Raw genomic sequence first — 21981 nt, 5'->3', positions numbered from 1 at the left:
GCCTGCTGCGGCGCGTGCCGCATTCAGTGCCAGGTCGAAGGAAGCGTTCAATGTGGTTTTCCAGAAAACAGGTTGCCGGGACGGCGTCAAAAGCGACGGCCCTTCAGGCCCCAGCCTCGCCTGGGCAGGTTACCACCAAGTCGAGGGGTGATGCTGCGGAAGCTGCCGCGCGCGCCTACCTCGCCAAGGCCGGACTGGTGTTGGTCGATACCAATTATCGGACGCCGGGCCGCGGCGGCGGCGAGATCGACCTGGTCATGCGCGCACCTGACGGTACTCTGGTGTTTGTGGAAGTGCGCCAGCGCACGGGCGTCTCGCACGGCGGCGCCGGCGCCAGCATCAGCCCGGCCAAGCAACAGCGAATCATCTTTGCCGCGAGGCACTATCTCATGCGTTTCGCCAGCCCACCGCCTTGTCGATTCGACGTGGTCCTGGTCAACGGGCCGCAGGACGACGGGGCGGCCCCTGACATTGAATGGCTGCCCGGGGCTTTCGACGCGTCCTGAACGCCGGGAATGGCGGAATTTGTAACCATCCATTGCCAGCCTGCGCAAACCCCTCCGGGACCGGCGGAGCAGTCCGACCCGCTATCATTGACCCCATGCTTGAACAACGTATCGAACAGCAGTTCATTGACAGTGCCGACCTGAAATACCAGGCGGCACAGGTCCTGTCCAAACCGATTGCGGCCGCCGTGCAGGCCATCCTGGCCAGCGTCACCAGTGGCGGCAAAGTCCTGGCCTGCGGCAATGGTGGCTCGGCAGCGGATGCCCAGCACTTCGCTGCGGAGTTTGTGGGGCGCTATGAGCGCGAGCGGCCGGAGCTGGGTGCGATTGCGCTGACGACCGACAGCTCCATCCTCACCGCCATTGCCAACGACTACGACTTCACGGTCATCTTCTCGAAGCAAGTGCGTGCCCTGGGCGGCGCCGGCGACGTATTGCTGGCCATCAGCACCAGCGGCAATTCGGCCAATGTGCTGGCCGCCATCGAAGCCGCCCATGAGCGCGAGATGACCGTGGTGGCGCTGACGGGGCGCGGGGGCGGCAAGATGACCCATGCCCTGCGCGAAACCGATGTGCATATCTGCGTGCCGCATGAGCGGACCGCGCGTATCCAGGAAGTGCACCTTCTTGTCCTCCATTGCATTTGCGATGGTGTGGACACCCAGTTACTTGGCGATCAGGAGACCTCTGTATGACATATGCCCCGTTGAAACGACTCACTCTGGCCGTTGGTACGTCGGTCTTGCTTGGCAGTGCCCTGACAGCCTGCTTTCCTTTGGTGGTAGGTGGCATGGCCGGGGGGGCGCTTGTTGCCACCGACCGCCGCACGTCGGGTGCGCAGCTGGAAGACGAGGGCATTGAATTGCGGGCGGCCAGCCGGATTCGCAGCAACGTGGGCGACCGTGTGCATGTCAACTTGACCAGCTACAACCGCCAGGTGTTGCTGACGGGTGAAGTGCCCAGCGCGCAAGACAAGCAGCTGGTCGAGCAGATCGTTTCGCGTGTGGAGAATGTGACCTCGGTGGTCAATGAACTGGCCGTGATGGGCAACGCCACCCTGACACAGCGCTCGTCCGACACCCTCGTCACCGGCCGTGTCAAGGCGATGCTGGTGGATGCCCGTGACCTGTCGTTGAACGCCTTCAAGGTGGTGACCGAGCGTGGTACGACCTACCTGATGGGGCGTGTTACACAGCGCGAGGCGGATCGCGCCACCGAAGTGGTCCGCTCCACTCCGGGTGTGCAAAAAGTCATCCGCATGTTTGAAATCATCAGCGAGGAAGAGCTGGCACGCATGCTGCCGTCAAAACCCGTCGAGCCACCCGCAGGCGCCAAACCCGCCGGGAGTTGACGTTAGTTAGGGGCGGGCAGTGCTGGCCTCGGCAGCATTGCCGCTCTGCTTTCCACCCGATTTTTCCGGTTGGCCCAGTTTCTATTTCAGGCGCTTGATCAGGCTCGATGTGTCCCAGCGCTGGCCGCCCATGGCTTGTACGTCGGCATAAAACTGGTCGACCAGGGCCGTCACAGGCAGGCGCGCACCGTTGCGCTTGGCTTCGTCCAGTACCAGGCCCAGGTCCTTGCGCATCCAGTCCACGGCAAACCCGAAGTCAAACTTGTCGGCCACCATGGTTTTGCCGCGGTTGTCGAGCTGCCAGCTTTGCGCTGCGCCCTTGCCAATCACGTCCAGGACCTGGTTGACATCCAGACCGGCCTTCTGGCCAAACGCCACCGCTTCGCTCAGGCCCTGTACCAGGCCAGCAATGCAAATCTGGTTGACCATCTTGGTAAGTTGCCCCGCGCCGCTTGGGCCCATCAGCGTGAAGGCTTTTGAAAAAGCCATGCCCACTGGTTTCACGGCCTCAAATGCTGCGGCGTCTCCGCCGCACATCACTGTGAGCGCGCCATTTTGCGCACCAGCCTGGCCACCCGAGACGGGTGCATCTATGAAGTGCAGGTCGATCTTGGAGGCCGCGGCGGAGAGTTCACGCGCCACATCGGCCGAGGCCGTGGTGTGGTCCACGAAGATGGCGCCCGGTTTCATGCCGGCCAGCGCTCCATCGTTACCCAGTACCACGCTGCGCAGGTCGGCATCATTGCCCACGCAACAGAAAATGACGTCTGCGCCTGCAGCCGCCTCGCGCGGTGTGGCGGCTGCACGGCCCTTGAACTCGCTCGTCCAGGAGGCAGCCTTGGCGGCGCTGCGGTTGTAGACCGTGACGTCGTGGCCCGCCAGCGCCAGGTGCCCGGCCATCGGGAAGCCCATGACACCGAGGCCCAGGAAGGCGACAGTACGTGAATCGGAAGTTTCGTAGGTTTTGGGGTGAATTGATGACACAGTTAAATCTCTTGAGGCCCGTCGGGCAAGGGGGTTTTGCAGCAATGATTATGGCTTGATTGCGCGCTTTGCCCAGTGAACCTCCCTGTTTTCCCATGAAGGAGCAGCTTCACATTCATGGCGCATCTCAGCGCGTTGGGGGGTGTGCAAAACAGGCTGTCCTGCCCCTTTTAACTGAATTGCATCATGCCGTTTCCAAAAGACCAGTTCTCACGCGACGTCTCAACCAGATTGATGATGACGTCGGCCGGACTAAAGCTGCAATTCGACGAGATTTGTTTTCCGATTTCCGAGAAGAGCGCCTTCTTCATGTCCAGCGATCGGCCGGGGGCGCAGAATATTTGAATAAAAACCACGTGGGCGGAGTGCGTGACCCCAAGGAATTCTTCGGAGCAAATGAGCTGGCGCGGTGCATGACGCGTGAGCGTCTGGAAGCGATCCGGCCCCGGCACATTGAAAGTGTCTACCAGGGCTTGATGCACAAGGCCCGACACGGCCGAAAGCTCTTCGTCCGGCGTGGTGTCAGGAAGGTCAATTCGTACGAGAGGCATGAAGTTTCCTGTGGGTTTAATCGGTTGGTGTGCTGTGCGGAGAGACGGAGGTGAATGGGGGCAGGGTGAGTTCCCGCGCTTGCCTAGCCCGCGGCAGCTCCAATGGCCATTCCCAGGTCGGCGTTGGTATAGGCTTTGCCGGCAATTCCCCAGGCGCCCTCCACCGCATAGGTCACGTTGACGAAGGTGCGCGCTCTCGGGTGTTTTCCCGCCTTGAGCTCGTCAATGATGTCTGTTGCCGCCTTGACGAAGTTGTCTTTCACCGACTGATCGGGGAAGGTGACAGAAGGGACCTTAACCTCTATGACCGCAAGCGACTGGGGTTTGCCGCCGGCATAGCTGTGCTCTTCAGGGTAAATGTCGACATGCCCAATGACTGCGGGAGTCATGAAGGCGTTTCCGCTGAGGCCGTGTACCTGCAGCAAGGCGCCTGCAACTCTGGAGAAAACCTCGCGCTCGCCGGCCGGCGTTAAAAGTCCCTGCGATAGCTGGATGGAGATGGGCATAAAAATCCTTTGAAGAGCGACGGCGCAACATGTCCGTGCGAAGTGAACTGTGCCCAGGATGGCGTCGGCTGGAAATCCCCCCGAATGCATAATGCTTGTGTCAAATCTGCACAAGCATGAAAAACCTCAGCCTTGACGACTTCTCGCTGTTTGCGCAGCTTGCATCTGCCCAGTCGCTCTCGACAGTAGCGAGGGACCGCAACGTTGCGGCCAGCCATATGTCGCGTTCGCTCGCGCGCATGGAGGCTCAATGCGGCCTGCGGCTGATGCACCGGACCACTCACAGCCTCTCTCTCACTGACGAAGGTGAGGTCTTCCTCGAATATGCCCAGCGCATCCTTACCGAACACAGGCAATTGCAAAACAGCTTCGCCAGCAGAAGCCGCTCAGTGGTGGGTACGGTGCGCTTGAGCATCAGCCAGATTCTTGCTGAATATGTACTGATTCCCCGGCTGGGCAAGCTGCGGGCCTTGCACCCGGAATTGAAGCTGGACCTGCATCTGGATGATCGCCTTGTCAGCATGGCCGATGAGGCGATGGATATCGTCGTGAGGGCGGGTGTTGCACCTGCGCAGACGGCCATTGCCCGTAATCTTGGAAGCCATGGGCGTGCTTTGTACGCCTCACCCGTGTATCTCAAGAAGCATGGCGTTCCGCGTGCGCCGGCAGATCTTCAATTGCACAGTCTGATATCAAATACCACTTCGATTACCCACAATCAATGGACCTTCGAAGAAAACGCGGTCGTCACCCCACTCGCGGTGCAGGGGCAGTTGCGCGTCAATAGCAGCGCTGCGGTGGTTTCACTTGCCTTGGCGGGAGCCGGCATTGCCCGGATCAACGACGTTATCGGCCGCGAGCTGGTGGCGCAAGGCCGGTTAAAGCCCGTGCTGGCCCGGCACACGGTGAGCGATGTCTATTCTATTGATGCGGTGATTCTGGCCGAACGCCATCGGGCTCCCAAAATCCGGGCCACTATCGATTACCTTCAGGCCTGCTTCGCGGCCTTTAGCCCTTCCAACTCAGCCCTTGGCCGGAACAACGCCGGCAGTTCAGCGGCTTAAACGATAGCGAAGTTTTCGGTGCCGGCCGCCAGGTCGACGGACTTGGCGCGTTGCGAGTTGAGCTTGATCTGCAGGCGCAGGTCGTTCACCGAGTCGGCGTTGCGCAGGGCATCTTCGTAGGTGATGAAGTGGCTCTCGAAGGCGTCGTACAGCGCCTGGTCGAAAGTCTGCATGCCCAGGTTGCGGCTTTTTTTCATGATCTCCTTGATTTCGGAGACTTCGCCCTTGAAGATCAGATCGGAGATCAGCGGCGAGTTGAGCATGACCTCCACCGCCGCAAAACGGCCCTTGCCGTCCTGCTTGGGCACCAGCCGCTGCGAAATCATGGCCTTGAGGTTGAGCGAGAGGTCCATCAGCAACTGGGTGCGGCGCTCTTCGGGGAAAAAGTTGATCACGCGGTCCAGCGCCTGGTTGGCGCTGTTGGCGTGCAAGGTGGCCAGGCACAGGTGGCCGGTTTCCGCGAATGCGATGGCATGTTCCATGGTTTCGCGATCGCGGATCTCGCCCATCAGGATCACGTCGGGCGCCTGGCGCAACGTGTTTTTGAGGGCCGCTTCCCAGCTGTCGGTGTCCAGGCCCACTTCACGTTGCGTGATCACGCAGTTCTTGTGCGCATGGACAAATTCCACCGGGTCTTCAATCGTGATGATGTGGCCGAACGACTGCTCGTTGCGCCAGTCGACCATGGCCGCCAGCGTGGTGGATTTACCCGAACCGGTAGAGCCCACCAAAATGGTCAGGCCGCGCTTGCTCATCACCACTTCCTTGAGCACCTGGGGCACGCCCAGCCCGTCGATGGTGGGCAGCACGGCGGGAATCGTCCGCATCACCATGCCGACCTTGCCCTGCTGGATGAACGCATTGACACGGAAGCGGCCCACGCCGGGCGGCGAGATGGCGAAATTGCATTCCTTGGTGCGTTCGAATTCGGCGGCCTGCTTGTCGTTCATGATGGAACGGGCAAGGGCGAGCGTGTGGCCGGCGTTCAGCGGCTGCGGCGACACTTTGGTCACCTTGCCGTCGACTTTCATGGCCGGTGGGAAGTCGCCTGTGATGAACAGGTCACTGCCATTACGGCTGACCATGAGTTTCAGCAGATCATTGATGAATTTACTGGCCTGGTCGCGTTCCATTTGCGACTCCTTTCAAACAAACTCTGTCGTTGCCGGAAACTCGGCAGGATCGGTGACGGTGGTTCTCTCTTCAATCAAGCAGGGGCCGCGGAACCGGCTTTGCCGGGCCGCAGGCGCAGCGGCCTCATACGTAAGGAAAGGGGCAGCGCGCCGTAGGCTCGAAGTGACAAGCGTGGGGGCCATAGCTTCTAGCCGGGGAAGTTTTCCGGGATTTTTGCCTTGCCGCGGGCTTCGGCAGCAGAAATCACATTGCGCTTCACCAGCTCGGTCAGGTTCTGGTCCAGCGTCTGCATGCCCACACTGTTGCCGGTCTGGATGGATGAATACATCTGGGCGACCTTGGCCTCGCGGATCAAATTGCGGATGGCGCTGGTGCCCAGCATGATCTCGTGTGCGGCCACGCGGCCCGCACCATCCTTGGTTTTGCACAGTGTTTGCGAAATCACGGCCTGCAACGACTCGGACAGCATGGAACGGATCATTTCCTTTTCCTCGGCCGGAAACACGTCGATGATCCGGTCGATGGTTTTCGCGGCGCTGGAAGTATGCAGCGTGCCGAAGACAAGGTGGCCCGTTTCAGCGGCCGACATGGCCAGCCGGATGGTTTCCAGGTCACGCATTTCACCCACCAGGATGGCGTCCGGATCTTCCCGCAGGGCCGATTTCAGCGCGGCGTTAAAGCTCAGGGTGTGTGGGCCGACCTCGCGCTGGTTGATCAGGCATTTTTTGGATTCGTGCACGAATTCGATCGGGTCTTCCACCGTCAGGATGTGGCCGTACTCGTTTTCGTTCAGGTAGTTGACCATGGCGGCCAGTGTGGTCGATTTGCCCGAGCCGGTGGGGCCGGTGACCAGCACCATGCCGCGCGGTTTCATGGCCAGGTCGCCAAAAATCTTGGGGGCGTTGAGCTGTTCCAGTGTCAGGATTTTGGATGGAATGGTCCGCAGCACCGCACCGGCGCCGCGATTCTGGTTGAAGGCATTGACGCGAAAGCGGGCGAGGCCGTCGATTTCGAACGAGAAGTCGACCTCCAGGAATTCTTCATATGTTTTGCGCTGGGTGTCGTTCATGATGTCATACACCATGGAATGCACCTGCTTGTGGTCCAGCGGATCGATGTTGATGCGCCGCACGTCGCCGTGAACCCGGATCATGGGCGGCAAGCCTGCCGACAAATGCAAGTCAGACGCCTTGTTCTTGACACTAAAAGCCAGCAACTGCGTGATATCCATCCCGGGACCCTTTGAAAATGGTTTTCAAACTAAGTTTACAGTTCGATTATGACCACGATTGTGCGCAATCTCCAGCTTGTCCGTGACCGGATAACCACGGCCTGCGTAGCCGCCGGGCGCAATCCGGCGAGCGTGCGGCTGCTGGCGGTCTCCAAAACCTTTGGTGCGGACGCCGTGATCGACGCCGCGTCGGATGGGCAGCGTGCCTTCGGCGAAAACTACATCACTGAGGGCGTAGAGAAAATTGCCGCCCTCCGCGCCTGGCAAGGCGCCGAGGCACAGGGCCCTGGGATTACGCTGGAGTGGCATTGCATTGGCCCGGTTCAGAGCAACAAGACCCGTCTCGTGGCTGAGCATTTTGACTGGGTGCAGTCGGTAGATCGCCCCAAAATCGCCCAGCGGCTGAGCGAGCAGCGACCGCCCGATTTGCCGCCGCTCCAGATCTGCCTGCAGGTCAACGTGGATGGTGGCGCCAACAAGTCGGGCGTGGCGCCTGAGGATGTCCTGGCGCTGGCGCAGGCGGTTGTGCAGCTGCCGAACCTCACCTTGCGCGGCTTGATGGCGATACCGGAGCCTGCTATCGATTTTGTAGCTGCTTGCGCTGTCCACGCGCGGACAAAAGCCATTTTTGACGAAATCAACGCGTCAGGTGCGTTGCTTGCACCCATGGATACCTTGTCAATGGGCATGACCGCTGACCTGGAGGCGGCGATCCATTCGGGCAGCACCATGGTGCGCGTAGGCACCGCGATTTTTGGGGGGAGATAGCCCCCACGGTCGCTCACTCCGTGTAGCTTCCTGCCCCCCGAGGGGGCCGCTGCGCCTGCGGCCCGGCAAAGCCGGTTCCGCGGCCCCTGCTGGTGAAGACATGCCCTGCTTCGGGGGGCGTTTCTATTTCTTGGGAGGAGCGATGGGTTTGATATTGCCGCAATCAGCCGACAGCCATTTGCCTGCAGCATCCATGGTCATCTTCTCGGGCTTGCCTTTGACGGTGGTCGTGGTGTTCATCTTCATCGTGTAGGCGGTGTCGCCGTTGAAGGTCATTACGCCTTCGCCGCTGGACGGTGGCTGCGTGCAGGTGTAGGCAAACTTCATGGTGTTGCCGCTGCGCGGCGACTGGGTGCTCTTGCAGTCGCCCTGTTGTTGCTGCGGCAGCTCGTTGCGCTCGGCCATTTCCTTGGTAACGCACACCTTCATGGTCATGCCACCGCCGGCGCCGGGCCCCATGGACATGCCCTGTTTGCCCATCATGTCCTGCATCTGCTTGCGCTGCTCGGGCGACATGCTGGCCAGCTGCTTTTCCATGTTGGCCATGGCTTTTTCCATCTCGCCGGAGCTTGACTGCATTTTGCTCGTCATTTCCCACAGGCCCGGTTTGGTGGTCTGTGCAGAAACCCCGGCGGACAGGGCCAGCGTGAAAGCGGCAAGGGCGGCTGGAAAGGGGGTAGAAAGCTTCATGGGTGTTCCTGGTGAATGGCAAACAGGGGATGAGCCCGCATTATTGCCAGCATGGGCCGTTTTGCAAGTTTCGATGCCGTCAGCGCATGAATTTTCCGCCGCGCCCGATGATGGTGAGATCGGTGAAGCGGGAGCCCTCGTGACTTTGGGGGCTGTAGTTCACCGTGAAGCCGCCCATGTTGTAGTCGCGCATGGACTCCAGCGCCGTCACCAGGCTCTCACGGGTCAGGTTCTTCCCCGCAGCCCGGCGCAGGCCTTCGGTAAAGACCTTGGCCACCAGAAAGCCTTCCATGCTGGAGAAGTCAAAGTCCTTGTGGCCGCCCTCAGCCATGCGTTGCTGGTATTCACGCACGATGGCCGATGAGGGTGTGTAAGGGAAGGGCATCACCTGCGAAATCGTCACGCCCGCCCCGGTGTCGCCCAACTCTTCAGCGAGCGCCTTCGAGCCGACAAAGCTCACATTGAAAAACTGGCCACCGTAGGCCTTGGCCCGTGCCTGCCTGATCAGCGCGGCGCAGGATTTGTAGGCACTGATCTGGATCACAGCCTCAGGCGTGACCTTGAGTATTTCTGCCAGCGGTGCGGCAACATCCACGCTGTTGCGCTCGACCGTGACGCTGGCAGCCGGCTTGAGGTTGCGCCGGGTCAGCGCCCGCATCACGCCTTCCAGCCCGGCCTTGCCGTAAGAATCGTTCTGGTAGAAGACGGCGATTTTGGTGATGCCGACGGTGCTCAGGTGCTGCACGATGCGCTCGGTCTCGTCAAAGTAACTGGCGCGCACGTGGAACAGGTTTCGGTTGAAAGGCTCGCGCAGGCCCTGCGCGCCTGTGAACGGGCCAATCAGCGGTATGCCTGCCGCGTTGATGGCCGGCACCGCGGCCAGGGTGGTGGGTGTGCCGACCGAACCGATCAGCGCGAACACCCTGTCTTCTTCGATCAGGGCCTTGACCGCGGCAGCAGCCTTTTCAGGTTCATAACCGTCGTCCCGCGAAACCAGCTTGAGGGTGCGGCCGTTGATGCCGCCGGCGGCGTTGACGGCATTGAAGTGCGCCAATATGCCCAGTTGCATGCGCTTGCCCAGCTCGGCGGCGGGGCCGGTCTGGGCGGCGAATTGCCCGACGCGTATTTCGGTATCCGTCACGCCGATTTCCGCCGACTGCGCCGCCGCGGCGACAAGCACTCCCACCAACACGGCCAAACGCCACCATGGCTTGTTTTTCATCAGGGGCCTCCGTTTTTTTCGTGGTGATGGTTTTTTCACCATCTGCATATGCAACTTCTTGCATATGTGCACTGCAAGGTAGTCCAATGCGCACGGCTTGGCAACGCGGTTAGTCCGGGTGCGACTGGATTTGAGCGGGAATCCGTGAGAAAAGTGCCGCTAACGCGGCCTTTTCAGGCGGGCAGCAGATGCCCGGCCTAGACCCCCAGCGCCAGCCGGGTGGTATTTTTCACCTCTTCCATTACGGCGTAAGTGCGGGTTTCGCGCACACCCGGCAGCTGCCAGAGCACGGTGCCGGCAAAAGAGCGGTAGGCCACCATGTCGGCCATGCGGGTTTTGAGCAGATAGTCAAAGCCGCCGGCCACCATGTGGCATTCGGAGATTTCCGGGTGGACCTGTACGGCCGCCTTGAAGGCTTCAAACACGTTGGGCGTGGTGCGGTCCAGCAGCACTTCGACAAACACCATCATTCCGGCGCCCAGCTTGAGGGGATTGAGCAGGGCTTCATAACCCAGGATGTAGCCGTCCCGGCTCAAACGCTGCACGCGGGCCAGCACGGCCGTGGGCGACAGAGCCACGCTCTCGGCGAGCTTGAGGTTGGAAATCCGGCCGTCCTGCTGCAGGACATTCAGGATTTTCAGGTCAATGCGGTCAATTTCGGGTGAGGCTTCAAACATGGATAGTGAATTATTCGGTGAATTGCACAAATTTAGCGGGAAATTCTGCTGAATTCAACAGAACATCATCGTATTGACTGAATAACCGCCATTTACCGTGAAAACCTCCATGAATCACTTGAAGCCTGCATCTCCGCGCCTGCCCTTCCCGTACCGCCCCGAAGCCGACATCGTGGCCGCGCACCTGCAGCGCCTCGCCGGGGCTCTCGACTGGGCGGCGGCGGCGCACTCCGCCCAGCCCTGGGTGCAGGCCGTGCGTGACAACCCGCCGCCGTTCTGGGCGATGGAAAGCCTGCTCAAGGAATACCCGATCTCCAGCGCGGAGGGCTTGGCCCTGATGCGGCTGGCCGAAGCCTTGTTGCGTGTGCCGGACGCCGAAACCGCGATTGCCCTGACGGCTGACCAGCTCGGCCGCGCCGATTTCGACAGCGCTGGCGACGGTGTAATGGCTCGCCTGTCGGCCTCGGCCATCGCCATGTCCAAGAAATTCCTGCCGGAAGGCGGCCAGGCCCACATCATGAGCAAGCTGGGCGCGCGCACGGTGGTGGCGGCGACCTTGCGTGCCGTGCAGCTGCTCGGCCGGCAGTTTGTGCTCGGGCAAACCATTGCCGATGCGATGGCCGAGGCCGATGACAGCCGCAAAAAAATCCCCAACCTGCGTTTCAGCTACGACATGCTGGGCGAGGGTGCGCGTACCGATGCCGACGCGCTGCGCTATCTCGCCAGTTACACAAACGCTATCAAATCAATAGCTGCTGGCGCTCGTCCAATGGGTGCTACCGAGCAAAACGACGGTATATCCATCAAGCTCAGCGCGCTGCACCCGCGCTACGAAGACGCCCAGCGCGAACGCGTGATGGCCGAGCTGGTACCGCGCGTCTGGGGGCTGTGCGAGCTGTCGGCCCGGGCCAATATCAACCTCACCATCGACGCCGAAGAGGTCGACAGGCTCGAGCTCTCGCTGGATGTGTTTGAAGCCCTGGCTGCGCTGGTGGCAAAGCACCACCCGCAGTGGCAGGGCTTTGGCTTGGCCATGCAGGCCTACCAGACCCGCGCGCTGGAGTTGATTGAGCACATCGCCACCGTCGCCCGCAAATACAGGCTGCGCCTGATGTGCCGCCTGGTCAAGGGTGCGTACTGGGATTCGGAAATCAAGCGCGCACAAGAGATGGGCTTGCCGCACTACCCGGTGTTCACGCACAAGCACCACACCGATGTGTCGTACCTGGCCTGTGCGCAGGCTTTGCTGGCCGCGCCCGACGCCATTTACCCGCAGTTTGCCGGCCACAACGCCGCCACCATTGCCGCGATTTTGCAGATGGCGTCGCGCAACGCAGTTCCCTTCGAGCTGCAGCGCCTGCACGGCATGGGCGAGGGCGTTTTCCGCGAGGTGCTGAAGAACCCGCTGATCAGCTGCCGCGTGTACGCGCCCGTGGGCGCCCACCGCGACCTGCTTGCTTACCTGGTACGCCGCCTGCTTGAGAACGGCGCCAACTCGTCCTTTGTGCACCAGCTGGCCGACGAGTCGGTCGGCATGGGCGAGCTGCTGACCTCACCGATGCGCCTGGAGCCCGAATCGTCTTTGCCACTGCCGCCGGCCCTGTATGGTCCCGGCCGGCCCAACAGCCTGGGGCTGGACCTCACGGTCGAAAGCATGCGCGCACCGCTGCTGGCCGCGCTGGCTGCTATCCCGGTGCCTGTTGTGCCTGAGTTTGATGCCAAATCGGCCGCCAAGGCAATAGTGACGGGCGCAGGCAGCTATCAAAAGTGGAGCAAAGTACCTGTTGCCGAGCGTGCCGCGATCCTGCGCCGGGCCGCCGCCGCGATGGAGCAGCAGATGCCGAAGTTCTGCGCATTGCTGGTGAAAGAGGCTTTCAAGACCTGGGGCGATGCCGTATCTGAAGTGCGCGAGGCGGTCGACTTCCTGCGCTACTACGCCAATGAGGCCGAGCGCATCATGCAGCCGGTCGCGCTGCCCGGCCCCACAGGCGAGACCAACGAGCTGCGCCTGTCGGCGCGCGGCGTCTGGGTCTGCATCAGCCCCTGGAATTTCCCGCTGGCCATCTTCACCGGCCAGGTCGCGGCGGCGCTGGCCACCGGCAACGCTGTAATGGCCAAGCCCGCCGAGCAAACCCCCGGCGTGGCTTGGGAGTCTGTGAAGTTGCTGCACCAGGCCGGCGTGCCCGAAGGCGCGCTGCAACTGGCGCATGGCGCCGGTGAAACCGTGGGCGCCGCGCTGGTGGCAGCGCCGCAAGTCGCCGGCGTGGTGTTTACCGGCTCCACCCAGGTCGCCAAGATCATCAACCGCGCGCTGGCCGCCAAAGACGGCCCCATCGTCCCGCTGATCGCCGAGACCGGCGGCATCAACGCCATGCTGGTGGACAGCACGGCCTTGCCCGAGCAGGTGGCCGACGCGGTGGTGCAGAGCGCGTTCCGCTCCGCCGGCCAGCGCTGCTCGGCGCTGCGCCTGCTGTGTGTGCACGAGGGCATCGCTGAGCACGTGATCGAGATGATCAAGGGTGCCGCGCGGGAGCTGGTCGTGGGCGAGACGGCCGACCTGGCGACGGATGTCGGCCCGGTGATCGACCGCGAAGCCTTTGACAACATCCAGAAGCATCTTCAGCGCCTGAATTCAACGTCAAAAGTGCTTGTAAGCCATGCAGGACGAGCGCAAGCAGCTCCTGATTCGATAGCAAATGCCATCCCCCCCGCAGCCTTTGAAGTACGCAGCCTGGCCGAAGTGAAAGACGAAATCTTTGGCCCCGTGCTGCAGATCGTGCGCTGGGGCAGCGGCGAGCTGGCCACGCCGGAGGCCGTGATCGCGCAGATCAACGCACTGGGCTACGGCCTCACGCTCGGTATCCAGACCCGCATCGACTCGCGCGCGCAGGCACTCGCGGCCAGCGCCCACGTAGGCAATATTTATGTGAACCGCAACATGATCGGTGCGGTGGTGGGGGTGCAACCTTTCGGCGGAGAAGGCCTGTCCGGCACGGGCCCCAAGGCGGGTGGGCCGCATTACCTGTATCGCTTTTGTGCTGAGCAGACTGTCACTGTGAATACGACGGCTGCGGGGGGGAATGCGGCGTTGCTTGCTGGAGGGGCTTGACGGGGCGGTCGGCTCCCGTTCCGACGGGGTGCTCTTTGCTGAGAGCTGCTGGCCGGGGTAGCCCGGCAGCTACTCACTTTTCTTTTGCTTCGCCAAAAGCAAAGTAAGCAAAAGAAAGTGAGTTGCATGCCGGGCAACCCCCGGCCAGCAAGACTCAGCAAAGAGCTCGGCCACAACATCACCAACCGCTCGATCAGGCGAGGGGCCGCCTCACACAAACCTCCCGAACACACCCCCGTAGCCATCGATGCGCCGGATCCGCATCCAGCCGCGGATGCCAGAGCAATGACACCGTGATCTCCGGCGTGGAGACCGGCAGCGCAAAACTGTGCATTCCGGCGCGCAGGTTCCCGGTATGCCGTTCGGGAACCGTGGCGATCAGGTCGGAAGACCGGGCCAGTGCCAGTGCCGCCGCAAAGCCGCCGACGATGGTGGCGATCTCCCTTTCGAGCCCGAATGGGTGCAAGGCTTCATCCACCGGCCCCTTGCCCTGGCCCCGCCGCGAGACGTCGATATGCCTGCCGGCGGCGTAGCGGGCGGGCGTGATCTCTCCCTCGCCCAGCGGGTGTCCCATTCGCACGACGCCGACGAACCGGTCCCGGAACAAGGCCTGCACCCGCAGCTCCGGTGCCGCCGTCTTTCCCACCACGCCGGTTTCAAGGTCGACGGTCCCGTCGCGAAGCGGCGTGCTGTCCTTGTCAAGCTTCTGTACGAAGCACAGCCGTACGCCGGGTGCTTCATTCGCAACGCGTGCAATAAGCTCTGGCCCGAAGTTCTCCACAAAACCTTCGCGCGTGCGCAGCGTGAACGTGCGGACCAGCTGTTTGAGCTTGAGCTTTTTGGCGGGGCGCAGCACCGCTTCTGCGTCTTGCACAAGCTGACTGACGCGCTCACGGAGTTCGACGGCCCGCGGTGTGGGAACAAGGCCGCGTCCAGCCCTGACCAGCAGCGGGTCGCCGGTCGTTTCGCGCAATCGGGCCAGCGCCCGGCTCATCGCTGACGGGCTCAGCCGCAGGCGCCGGGCTGCGCCCGCCACGCTGCCTTCCGCGAGCAGCACATCCAGGGTGACAAGAAGGTTGAAATCGGGCGCAGCCATGCATCGACCATAGCGCAATTTGGCCATGAGATGGCGTTAAACGCACTCATAAAGTGCAAATGGTGCGTCTTCCGCCATGCCAGGTAAAGAACTACGCTCCCAGAGAGCTCCATTTCGGGGAACCACGACCCCCTCTACCTGTTTACCCGCTTGCCCACTTTGCCCACTGGACTATCTTGACCACTCCCATTGCACCCACTGTTCCATCAACAAACGCCAACGCGGAACCGGCGCCGCCGGTCCGATGGGTGCTGGCCAGCCTTTCACTGTCCATGCTGCTGTCCTCGCTCGGCACCAGCATCGCCAACGTGGGTTTGCCGGCGCTGGCCCAGGCGTTCAACGCCTCTTTTCAGGAAGTGCAGTGGGTGGTCCTGGCTTACCTGCTGTCCATCACCGCCCTGATCGTCAGTGCCGGACGGCTGGGGGACCTGATGGGGCGCCGGCGGTTGCTGCTGGCTGGCATCTTCCTGTTCTCGGTGGCCTCGGTCCTGTGCGGCATCGCGCCGACGCTCTGGCTGCTGGTTGCCGCCCGGGCTGTGCAAGGCCTGGGGGCGGCCGTGATGATGGCGCTCACCATGGCGTTTGTCGGCGAGGCGGTTCCGAAGGCCAGAACCGGCAGTGCCATGGGGCTGCTCGGCACCATGTCTGCGGTCGGCACCGCGCTGGGGCCATCGCTGGGCGGTGTCCTGATTGCTGTATCGGGCTGGCAGGCCCTGTTCTTCGTCAACGTACCGCTGGGAATCCTGACTTTTTTCCTGGTGCATCGCTACTTGCCCGTTGATCGCAAGGAGCGGAAGGCAGATCGTCCCCGCTTTGATCGCCTGGGCACACTGCTGCTGGCCTTGACACTCGCGGCCTACGCCTTGGCCATGACAACGGGGCGCGGCCATTTCGGTCCGATCAACATGGCGCTGCTGCTGACGGCCGTTATCGGCGCCAGCTTTTTCGTGCTCGTCGAATCGAGAGCGAAATCCCCTCTGGTCCGGCTCGCGACGTTCCGCGCTCCAGGCTTGAGCGCAAGCCTCGCCATGAACACGCTCGTTGCGACCGTGATGATGGCGACGCTTGTGGTCGGGCCGTTTTATCTGTCCCGTGGTCTCGGGCTCAACGCCGCGCTGGTCGGTATCGTCATGTCGGTCGGCCCCGTCATTTCAGCATTGAGCGGCGTCCCGGCCGGCCGCATGGTGGACCGCCTGGGTGCGCCGTTCATGGCCGTCGCCGGGCTCATCGCCGTGGCCACCGGCGCGGCGGCGCTGGCCGCGCTTCCAGCGATGTTCGGTGTTGCGGGCTACGTGGCCGCCATCTTCATCCTGACCCCGGGATATCAGCTGTTCCAGGCCGCCAACAACACCGCTGTCATGACGGATATTCCTTCGGACCAGCGGGGTGTCATTTCCGGCATGCTCAACCTGTCGCGCAATCTGGGGCTCATGACCGGGGCCTCCGCGATGGGGGCCGTGTTCGCGTTTGCCTCAGCGGCGGACATCACGACCGCGGGTGCCGGGGCTGTTGCCACCGGCATGCAGGTCACGTTCGCGGTTGCGGCGGTGCTGGTTGTCATCGCAATCGCCATCGCTGCCGGGGGCCGCATGCGCGCAAAACCCAGGCTCAGCCGCTAACTTTCTCTTCTTTCGTCACCAGCCAGATCCCATAACAAACCAGCAACAAGGCCAGGCCGTTTTTCCACTCCAGGAAGCGCTCATCCAGAAACACCGCCGACAGCAGTGTCCCAAAAATCGGCACCATGAAATTGAACACCGTGATCATGCTCACGCGGTTGTACTTCAGCAAAATCGTCCACAGCGAGAACGCCGCGGACGACAGCACCACGAGGTAAACCATCAACAGGGTGGACTGAAGCGTGAAACCCCTCAATGTTCCGCCGGTAGCAACACCGATCAGCAGCAGCGCCAGGCCGCCTATGGCCAATTGCCAGCCTGTCAGTACCACCGAATCCACGCGCTGCGACACCTTCTTGCCGTAAATACTGGCGGCCGACAGCACAAAAGCGGCGATCACCACAAAGCCTTCGCCCAGCAGCGTGAAGTCGAAGGTCAATAGGCCTTCGCTGAAGTTCACCACCATCACGCCGGCAAAGCCCACCATGCAGCCCAGCACCTTGTTGAAGCTGAGCCGGTCATTCTTGTAGATGTAATGCGCCAGCAGCACGCTGAAGAAGGTGCCCGTTGCATTCATGATCGAGCTCTTCACGCCGGTGGCGTACGCCAGGCCGATGTAGAAGAACACATACTGCAGGCTCGTCTGCGTGAGGCCCACCAGCGTCACCTGGCCGAAGGTGCGGCGGTCCAGCTGGAACACCGGCTTCTTGCTGATGACCGCAAACACCAGCAGCACCAGGCCGGCAAAAATAAAGCGCCAGCCCGCAAACACCAGCTTGGAGGGAATGTCGTCGGCCGCAATATGAAACAGCGCATAGCCGTTCTTGATGGCCGGATAGGCGCTGCCCCAGAGCAGGCAGCACAAGGAGGCCAGCAGAAAAACGACCTTGCGCTGGGTGAAGAAGGTGGAGCTGTTCAAACCGGGATTCCGTGAAAAGAAGGCCGCGTCCGGGCGCGGCAGGCACCTGGACGTGGCAGGGAAACTCAGAGCAGGCGCGCCAGGTACCGCCCGGTATGGCTGGCCGAATTGGCAGCGATGTCTTCCGGCGTACCCACGCCCACCACCGTGCCACCGCCGGCGCCACCCTCGGGGCCCATGTCGATCAGCCAGTCGGCCGTCTTGATGACATCCAGGTTGTGCTCGATCACCACAATCGTGTTGCCCGCGTCGCGCAGCTGGTGCAATACCTTGAGCAGCAAATCGATGTCGGCAAAGTGCAGGCCGGTCGTCGGTTCATCGAGGATGTACAGCGTGCGGCCGGTGTCGCGTTTGCTCAATTCCAGCGCAAGCTTGACGCGCTGTGCCTCGCCGCCCGAGAGCGTGGTCGCGGCCTGGCCCAGCTTGATGTAGGAAAGGCCCACGTCGAGCAGGGTGTGCAGCTTGCGCGCAATCGTCGGCACCGCCTTGAAGAACTCGGCGGCCACCTCGACGGTCAGGTCCAGGATCTGCGCGATGTTCTTGCCCTTGTATTGCACTTCCAGTGTTTCGCGGTTGTAGCGCATGCCCTTGCAGACATCGCAGGGCACGTACACGTCGGGCAGGAAGTGCATTTCGACCTTGACCACGCCGTCGCCCTGGCAGGCTTCGCAGCGGCCGCCGGCCACGTTGAAGCTGAATCGCCCGGCGCCGTAGCCGCGCTCGCGCGCGGTATTCATTTCGGCCATCAGCTCGCGGATCGGTGTGAAGAGGCCGGTGTAGGTGGCCGGGTTGCTGCGCGGCGTGCGGCCGATGGGCGACTGGTCAACGTTGATGACCTTGTCGAAATGCTCGATGCCTTCTATCGCTTCGTGCGGCGCAGGCTCTTCATGGGCGCGGTACAGCGTGCGCGCCACGGCCGCATACAACGTGTCGTTGACCAGTGTGGACTTCCCAGAGCCGGAGACACCGGTTACGCAGGTCAACAGGCCCACCGGGAATTCGACGCTCACGCCTTTGAGGTTATGGCCGGTGGCGTTGACGACGCGCAAGGCCTGCATGTCGCCCAGCGTGGCCTGGTGGATCGCTTCGCGCGCGGCGCGGCGCTCGGCCGCCGGGCTTTGCGGAAAGCGCGAGGCTTTCTTTTTCTCCGCCGCTTCCACCGCCTTGACCGTCGGCAGCCAGGGCGTGCGGCGTTTGGGTACGGCGATCTTCAGTGTTTGCGCCAGGTACTGGCCCGTGAGCGAGTCGGGGTTGTTCTTGACTTCGTCAAATGTGCCTTGCGCCATCACGCGCCCGCCGTGGATGCCGGCACCCGGTCCCATGTCGATCACATGGTCGGCCGCGCGGATCATGTCTTCGTCGTGCTCGACCACCAGCACGCTGTTGCCGATGTCGCGCAAATGCTTGAGCGTGCCGATCAGGCGGTCGTTGTCGCGCTGGTGCAGGCCGATGCTGGGTTCGTCGAGCACGTACATCACGCCGGTCAGGCCCGAACCGATCTGCGAGGCCAGGCGGATGCGCTGGGACTCGCCACCCGACAGTGTCTCCGCGCTGCGATCCAGGCTGAGGTAGTTGAGGCCCACGTCGTTGAGGAACTTCAGGCGCAGGCCGATCTCGCGCACTACCTTGGCTGCAATTTCGGCCTTGGCGCCCTGCATTTTCAGCGTGTTGAAATACCCGAAACTCTCGCGTAACGTTGAGTGGCTGATTTCATAGATCGCCTTGCGCCCAGGCTTGGTGCCATCGGTCACCGATGCGTCAACGCCGTCTTCAGGCGCGCTCACCAGGTACACGTGGCGTGCCTCGGTGCGCAGGCGCGTCCCTTCGCAGTCAGGGCAGGGCTGCACACTGCGATAGCGGGACAGTTCTTCGCGCACGGCGGCAGAGTCGGTTTCGCGGTAGCGCCGCTCGAAGTTGGTGATGACGCCTTCGAAAGGATGCTTCTTTGCGATCTTCTTGCCGGCAAAGTTGCCCGAATCCATCACGTAGCTGAACTTGATTTCTTCCTCGCCCGAGCCGTACAGAACAACCTGCCGCACGTTGTCGGGCAGGTTCTCAAAGGCAGCGTCGATGTCGAATTTGTAGTGCTTTGCCAGGCTCTCAAGCATCGAGAAGTAGTAGCCATTGCGCCGGTCCCAGCCCTTGACGGCGCCGCTGGCCAGGCTCAGCGACGGAAAGGCCACCACGCGCGCCGGGTCGAAAAATTCCATATGGCCCAGGCCGTCACAGGTGGGGCAGGCGCCGACGGGTGAGTTGAAAGAGAAGAGCCGTGGCTCCATTTCGCTTAGCGAGTAGTCGCACACCGGGCAGGAAAACTTCGCGCTGAAGAGGTGCTCTTTGGCGGTGTCCATTTCCATGGCAATCGCTTTGCCGTCGGCCAGGCGAAGCGCGGCCTCAAAGCTTTCGGCCAGGCGTTGCTGCAGGTCCGCGCGAACCTTGATGCGGTCAATCACCACATCGATGTTGTGCTTCTCGGTTTTTTTGAGCTTGGGCAGGTCGTCAAACTCATAGGCCGTGCCGTCGACGCGAAAGCGCACATAGCCTTGCGACTGCATCTCGGCAAACACGTCCACGAATTCGCCCTTGCGGTCGCGCGCCACCGGCGCCAGGATCATCAGCTTGGTGTCTTCGGGCAGGGCCAGCACCGTGTCGACCATTTCGCTGACGCTTTGGGCCTGCAGCGGCAGGTCGTGGTTTGGGCAATATGGCGTGCCGGCCCGCGCAAACAGCAGGCGCAGGTAATCGTGGATTTCAGTGACCGTACCCACGGTGGAGCGCGGGTTGTGCGAGGTGGCCTTCTGTTCGATGGAGATCGCAGGCGACAGGCCTTCGATCATGTCCACGTCGGGCTTGTCCATGAGCTGCAGGAACTGCCGCGCATAGGTGGAGAGGCTCTCAACGTAGCGGCGCTGGCCTTCGGCGTACAGCGTGTCAAAGGCGAGAGACGACTTGCCCGAACCGCTCAAGCCGGTAATCACCACCAGCTGGTTGCGCGGAATATCGAGATCGATATTTTTAAGGTTGTGCGTGCGCGCGCCGCGGATGCTGATCCGCTGGGCCGCGAGCACTTTGGCAAGGTATTTGCTGTCGTCAGGAGAGTTCAAGATGTGGCAGCCGCAAAACTCTCCATCATAGACCGAAGCACCGTTTCAAGCACAATAGCCGGCTGGGCAAGCCACGGGCTGCCGTGGGCTTGCCGCTCCCAGTCGGTCAATCCCGGGTTATTGCCCTGTTTTGGAGCTTTTCTAGCTATTTTTTGGCCGCTTTTGCCCTTTTAATCCCCTTGACTGCGCCTACAGCCCCCATGTCGTTTCCCATGACCGCTACCGAGCGGCGCGCCAGCGTTTCGCTGGCGTCGATCTTTGCGCTTCGCATGCTCGGCCTCTTTTTGGTGCTGCCGGTGTTTGCGCTGGAGGCGGCCAAATACCCGGGGGGCGATGACCCGGCCCGGATTGGCCTGGCCATGGGTATTTATGGCCTGACGCAGGGCATCCTGCAAATTCCCTTTGGGATCGCTTCGGACTGGTGGGGGCGCAAGCGTGTCATTGTTTCCGGCCTGGTCATTTTTGCGCTTGGCAGCCTGATCGCCGCCTGGGCGCCCGACCTGAACTGGCTGATCGCCGGCCGGTCGTTGCAGGGGGCGGGGGCCATTTCGGCTGCCGTTACGGCGCTGCTGGCCGATTCCACCCGCGACGAAGTGCGTACCAAGGCCATGGCGCTGGTGGGCGGCAGCATTGCCCTGATGTTTGCGCTTTCGCTGCTGGCCGCACCCCTGCTCGCCGGCGCTATCGGCCTGCACGGGCTGTTTGCCCTGACTGGCGCGCTGGCACTGGGCGGCATTGCCGTGGTCGTCTGGTGGGTGCCACCCGAACCGGTAGAGCACGTCAACCGGCCGCGCGGCAGCGTGGCGGAGGTGCTGAAGGACACCGCGCTGCTGCGGCTGAATTTCGGCGTGTTCGTGCTGCATGCCGTGCAGCTGGCCATGTGGGTGGCGATCCCGGCTTTGCTGGTGAATGCCGGGCTCGACAAGGCCGCGCATTGGCAGGTCTACCTGCCGGCGGTGCTGGCCTCTTTTGGGGTGATGGGAGCTACGCTGTTTCCGCTGGAAAAACGGGGCTATCTGCGTGCCGTGTTCCTGGGGGCTGTCGGCCTGGTCCTGCTGGTTCAGCTGGGCTTGCTTTGGGTGGCATCGTTTACCTCGGCGCCGGCCAGTCTGGGCATTCTGGCCGTGCTGCTGTTCCTGTTTTTTTGCGGTTTCAACGTCCTCGAAGCCACCCAGCCCAGCCTGGCCTCCCGGGTGGCGCCAGCCCATGCCCGCGGCGCTGCGCTCGGGGTTTACAACACCTTGCAGTCGCTGGGGTTTTTTGCCGGCGGGGCCGTCGGCGGCTGGATCACAAAAACGCAGGGGGCTGAGGGGCTTTTTGCGGTGTGCGGCGGCCTGATGCTGCTATGGCTATTGGTCGCCTGGCCCATGACAGCGCCTGGCCGGCACGGGCCCGCCGCTGTTACAGGCGGCCACGGCGCCGCACCGGGCCAGCCAGTTAAACTCTAAGT

The 21981-nt window shown here is 62.2% G+C and carries 19 protein-coding genes; 8 read left to right on the top strand and 11 right to left on the bottom strand.

Features of this window, described 5'->3' with window-relative positions:
* Positions 1-50: 50 nt before the first annotated feature.
* The 3 genes from AC1DZE_RS05705 (at position 51) to AC1DZE_RS05695 (ending at position 1857) form a co-directional block, all read left to right on the top strand.
* Positions 51-506, top strand: coding sequence for a YraN family protein (locus AC1DZE_RS05705; protein ID WP_477668832.1), 456 nt, complete (start codon positions 51-53; stop codon positions 504-506).
* Positions 507-601: 95 nt separating this feature from the next.
* Complete coding sequence (locus tag AC1DZE_RS05700; RefSeq protein WP_431098788.1) at positions 602-1201, top strand: phosphoheptose isomerase; 600 nt, start codon at positions 602-604, stop codon at positions 1199-1201.
* Complete coding sequence (locus AC1DZE_RS05695) at positions 1198-1857, top strand: BON domain-containing protein (protein ID WP_477668831.1); 660 nt, start codon at positions 1198-1200, stop codon at positions 1855-1857. Before AC1DZE_RS05700 ends, AC1DZE_RS05695 begins: the two co-directional genes overlap by 4 nt.
* Before the next feature lie 81 nt (positions 1858-1938).
* On the opposite strand, the gene AC1DZE_RS05690 is transcribed toward AC1DZE_RS05695, so the two are convergent.
* From AC1DZE_RS05690 to AC1DZE_RS05680, 3 genes are all read right to left on the bottom strand, one after another.
* On the bottom strand, positions 1939-2841 hold the full coding sequence (locus AC1DZE_RS05690; RefSeq protein ID WP_477668830.1) for an NAD(P)-dependent oxidoreductase: 903 nt from the start codon (positions 2839-2841) through the stop codon (positions 1939-1941).
* Between the two features lie 170 nt (positions 2842-3011).
* Entirely contained in the window at positions 3012-3392 is a 381-nt protein-coding gene (locus AC1DZE_RS05685) for a tautomerase family protein (RefSeq protein ID WP_477668829.1), read from the bottom strand.
* Between the two features lie 83 nt (positions 3393-3475).
* A complete protein-coding gene (locus AC1DZE_RS05680; protein WP_477668828.1) occupies positions 3476-3898 on the bottom strand; it encodes a 4-oxalocrotonate tautomerase in 423 nt (140 codons plus the stop codon).
* 116 nt (positions 3899-4014) lie between these two features.
* On the opposite strand from AC1DZE_RS05680, the gene AC1DZE_RS05675 reads away from it, so the two are divergent.
* Positions 4015-4962 carry a LysR family transcriptional regulator gene (locus tag AC1DZE_RS05675; protein WP_477668827.1) on the top strand — a complete coding sequence of 316 codons (948 nt, stop codon included), beginning with the start codon at positions 4015-4017 and terminating at the stop codon, positions 4960-4962.
* On the opposite strand, the gene AC1DZE_RS05670 is transcribed toward AC1DZE_RS05675, so the two are convergent.
* Positions 4959-6095 (bottom strand): PilT/PilU family type 4a pilus ATPase, encoded by a 1137-nt coding sequence (locus AC1DZE_RS05670; RefSeq protein WP_457281554.1) that lies wholly within the window; start codon positions 6093-6095, stop codon positions 4959-4961. The two genes, AC1DZE_RS05675 and AC1DZE_RS05670, sit on opposite strands and share 4 nt — an antisense overlap.
* A gap of 188 nt (positions 6096-6283) precedes the next feature.
* Entirely contained in the window at positions 6284-7327 is a 1044-nt protein-coding gene (locus AC1DZE_RS05665; protein ID WP_457281553.1) for a type IV pilus twitching motility protein PilT, read from the bottom strand.
* Between the two features lie 48 nt (positions 7328-7375).
* Between AC1DZE_RS05665 and AC1DZE_RS05660 the strand changes: the two genes are divergently transcribed.
* The gene (locus AC1DZE_RS05660) at positions 7376-8095 is read left to right on the top strand and encodes a YggS family pyridoxal phosphate-dependent enzyme (RefSeq protein ID WP_477668826.1); all 720 of its coding nucleotides are present in this window, start codon (positions 7376-7378) and stop codon (positions 8093-8095) included.
* A 123-nt stretch (positions 8096-8218) separates the two neighbouring features.
* Here AC1DZE_RS05660 and AC1DZE_RS05655 read toward each other — a convergent pair whose 3' ends face one another.
* The 3 genes from AC1DZE_RS05655 to AC1DZE_RS05645 form a co-directional block, all read right to left on the bottom strand.
* Positions 8219-8785 (bottom strand): DUF3617 domain-containing protein, encoded by a 567-nt coding sequence (locus AC1DZE_RS05655; protein ID WP_477668825.1) that lies wholly within the window; start codon positions 8783-8785, stop codon positions 8219-8221.
* A 79-nt stretch (positions 8786-8864) separates the two neighbouring features.
* On the bottom strand, positions 8865-10007 hold the full coding sequence (locus tag AC1DZE_RS05650) for an ABC transporter substrate-binding protein (protein WP_477668824.1): 1143 nt from the start codon (positions 10005-10007) through the stop codon (positions 8865-8867).
* A gap of 197 nt (positions 10008-10204) precedes the next feature.
* Positions 10205-10684: an Lrp/AsnC ligand binding domain-containing protein gene (locus AC1DZE_RS05645; protein WP_457281549.1), complete on the bottom strand. Its 480-nt coding sequence runs from the start codon at positions 10682-10684 to the stop codon at positions 10205-10207.
* Between the two features lie 109 nt (positions 10685-10793).
* On the opposite strand from AC1DZE_RS05645, the gene AC1DZE_RS05640 reads away from it, so the two are divergent.
* Positions 10794-13793 carry an L-glutamate gamma-semialdehyde dehydrogenase gene (locus tag AC1DZE_RS05640; protein ID WP_477672376.1) on the top strand — a complete coding sequence of 1000 codons (3000 nt, stop codon included), beginning with the start codon at positions 10794-10796 and terminating at the stop codon, positions 13791-13793.
* A 193-nt stretch (positions 13794-13986) separates the two neighbouring features.
* Here AC1DZE_RS05640 and AC1DZE_RS05635 read toward each other — a convergent pair whose 3' ends face one another.
* Complete coding sequence (locus AC1DZE_RS05635) at positions 13987-14889, bottom strand: LysR family transcriptional regulator (RefSeq protein ID WP_477672379.1); 903 nt, start codon at positions 14887-14889, stop codon at positions 13987-13989.
* Positions 14890-15065: 176 nt separating this feature from the next.
* Here AC1DZE_RS05635 and AC1DZE_RS05630 point away from each other — a divergent pair, with 176 nt between their 5' ends.
* A complete protein-coding gene (locus AC1DZE_RS05630) occupies positions 15066-16508 on the top strand; it encodes an MFS transporter (RefSeq protein ID WP_477699858.1) in 1443 nt (480 codons plus the stop codon).
* On the opposite strand, the gene AC1DZE_RS05625 is transcribed toward AC1DZE_RS05630, so the two are convergent.
* Positions 16498-17427: a DMT family transporter gene (locus tag AC1DZE_RS05625; protein WP_477668821.1), complete on the bottom strand. Its 930-nt coding sequence runs from the start codon at positions 17425-17427 to the stop codon at positions 16498-16500. The two genes, AC1DZE_RS05630 and AC1DZE_RS05625, sit on opposite strands and share 11 nt — an antisense overlap.
* Before the next feature lie 65 nt (positions 17428-17492).
* Entirely contained in the window at positions 17493-20531 is a 3039-nt protein-coding gene (uvrA, locus tag AC1DZE_RS05620) for an excinuclease ABC subunit UvrA (protein WP_477668820.1), read from the bottom strand.
* Positions 20532-20743: 212 nt separating this feature from the next.
* Between uvrA and AC1DZE_RS05615 the strand changes: the two genes are divergently transcribed.
* Positions 20744-21979 (top strand): MFS transporter, encoded by a 1236-nt coding sequence (locus AC1DZE_RS05615; RefSeq protein WP_477674496.1) that lies wholly within the window; start codon positions 20744-20746, stop codon positions 21977-21979.
* Positions 21980-21981: the final 2 nt, after the last annotated feature.

The sequence above is a fragment of the Polaromonas sp. P1_F1 genome (genome assembly GCF_056405795.1).
Note: the sequence above shows the minus strand (reverse complement) of the source record. Positions and strands in the feature narration are given on the sequence as shown.

Excerpts from the sequence above, each read along its gene's own strand:
- AC1DZE_RS05705 (WP_477668832.1), top strand. The coding sequence starts at position 51 with ATGTGGTTTTCCAGAAAACAGGTTGCCGGGACGGCGTCAAAAGCGACG.
- AC1DZE_RS05700 (WP_431098788.1), top strand. The coding sequence starts at position 602 with ATGCTTGAACAACGTATCGAACAGCAGTTCATTGACAGTGCCGACCTG.
- AC1DZE_RS05695 (WP_477668831.1), top strand. The coding sequence starts at position 1,198 with ATGACATATGCCCCGTTGAAACGACTCACTCTGGCCGTTGGTACGTCG.
- AC1DZE_RS05685 (WP_477668829.1), bottom strand. The coding sequence starts at position 3,392 with ATGCCTCTCGTACGAATTGACCTTCCTGACACCACGCCGGACGAAGAG.
- AC1DZE_RS05680 (WP_477668828.1), bottom strand. The coding sequence starts at position 3,898 with ATGCCCATCTCCATCCAGCTATCGCAGGGACTTTTAACGCCGGCCGGC.
- AC1DZE_RS05675 (WP_477668827.1), top strand. The coding sequence starts at position 4,015 with ATGAAAAACCTCAGCCTTGACGACTTCTCGCTGTTTGCGCAGCTTGCA.
- AC1DZE_RS05670 (WP_457281554.1), bottom strand. The coding sequence starts at position 6,095 with ATGGAACGCGACCAGGCCAGTAAATTCATCAATGATCTGCTGAAACTC.
- AC1DZE_RS05665 (WP_457281553.1), bottom strand. The coding sequence starts at position 7,327 with ATGGATATCACGCAGTTGCTGGCTTTTAGTGTCAAGAACAAGGCGTCT.
- AC1DZE_RS05660 (WP_477668826.1), top strand. The coding sequence starts at position 7,376 with ATGACCACGATTGTGCGCAATCTCCAGCTTGTCCGTGACCGGATAACC.
- AC1DZE_RS05655 (WP_477668825.1), bottom strand. The coding sequence starts at position 8,785 with ATGAAGCTTTCTACCCCCTTTCCAGCCGCCCTTGCCGCTTTCACGCTG.
- AC1DZE_RS05650 (WP_477668824.1), bottom strand. The coding sequence starts at position 10,007 with ATGAAAAACAAGCCATGGTGGCGTTTGGCCGTGTTGGTGGGAGTGCTT.
- AC1DZE_RS05645 (WP_457281549.1), bottom strand. The coding sequence starts at position 10,684 with ATGTTTGAAGCCTCACCCGAAATTGACCGCATTGACCTGAAAATCCTG.
- AC1DZE_RS05640 (WP_477672376.1), top strand. The coding sequence starts at position 10,794 with ATGAATCACTTGAAGCCTGCATCTCCGCGCCTGCCCTTCCCGTACCGC.
- AC1DZE_RS05635 (WP_477672379.1), bottom strand. The coding sequence starts at position 14,889 with ATGGCTGCGCCCGATTTCAACCTTCTTGTCACCCTGGATGTGCTGCTC.
- AC1DZE_RS05615 (WP_477674496.1), top strand. The coding sequence starts at position 20,744 with ATGACCGCTACCGAGCGGCGCGCCAGCGTTTCGCTGGCGTCGATCTTT.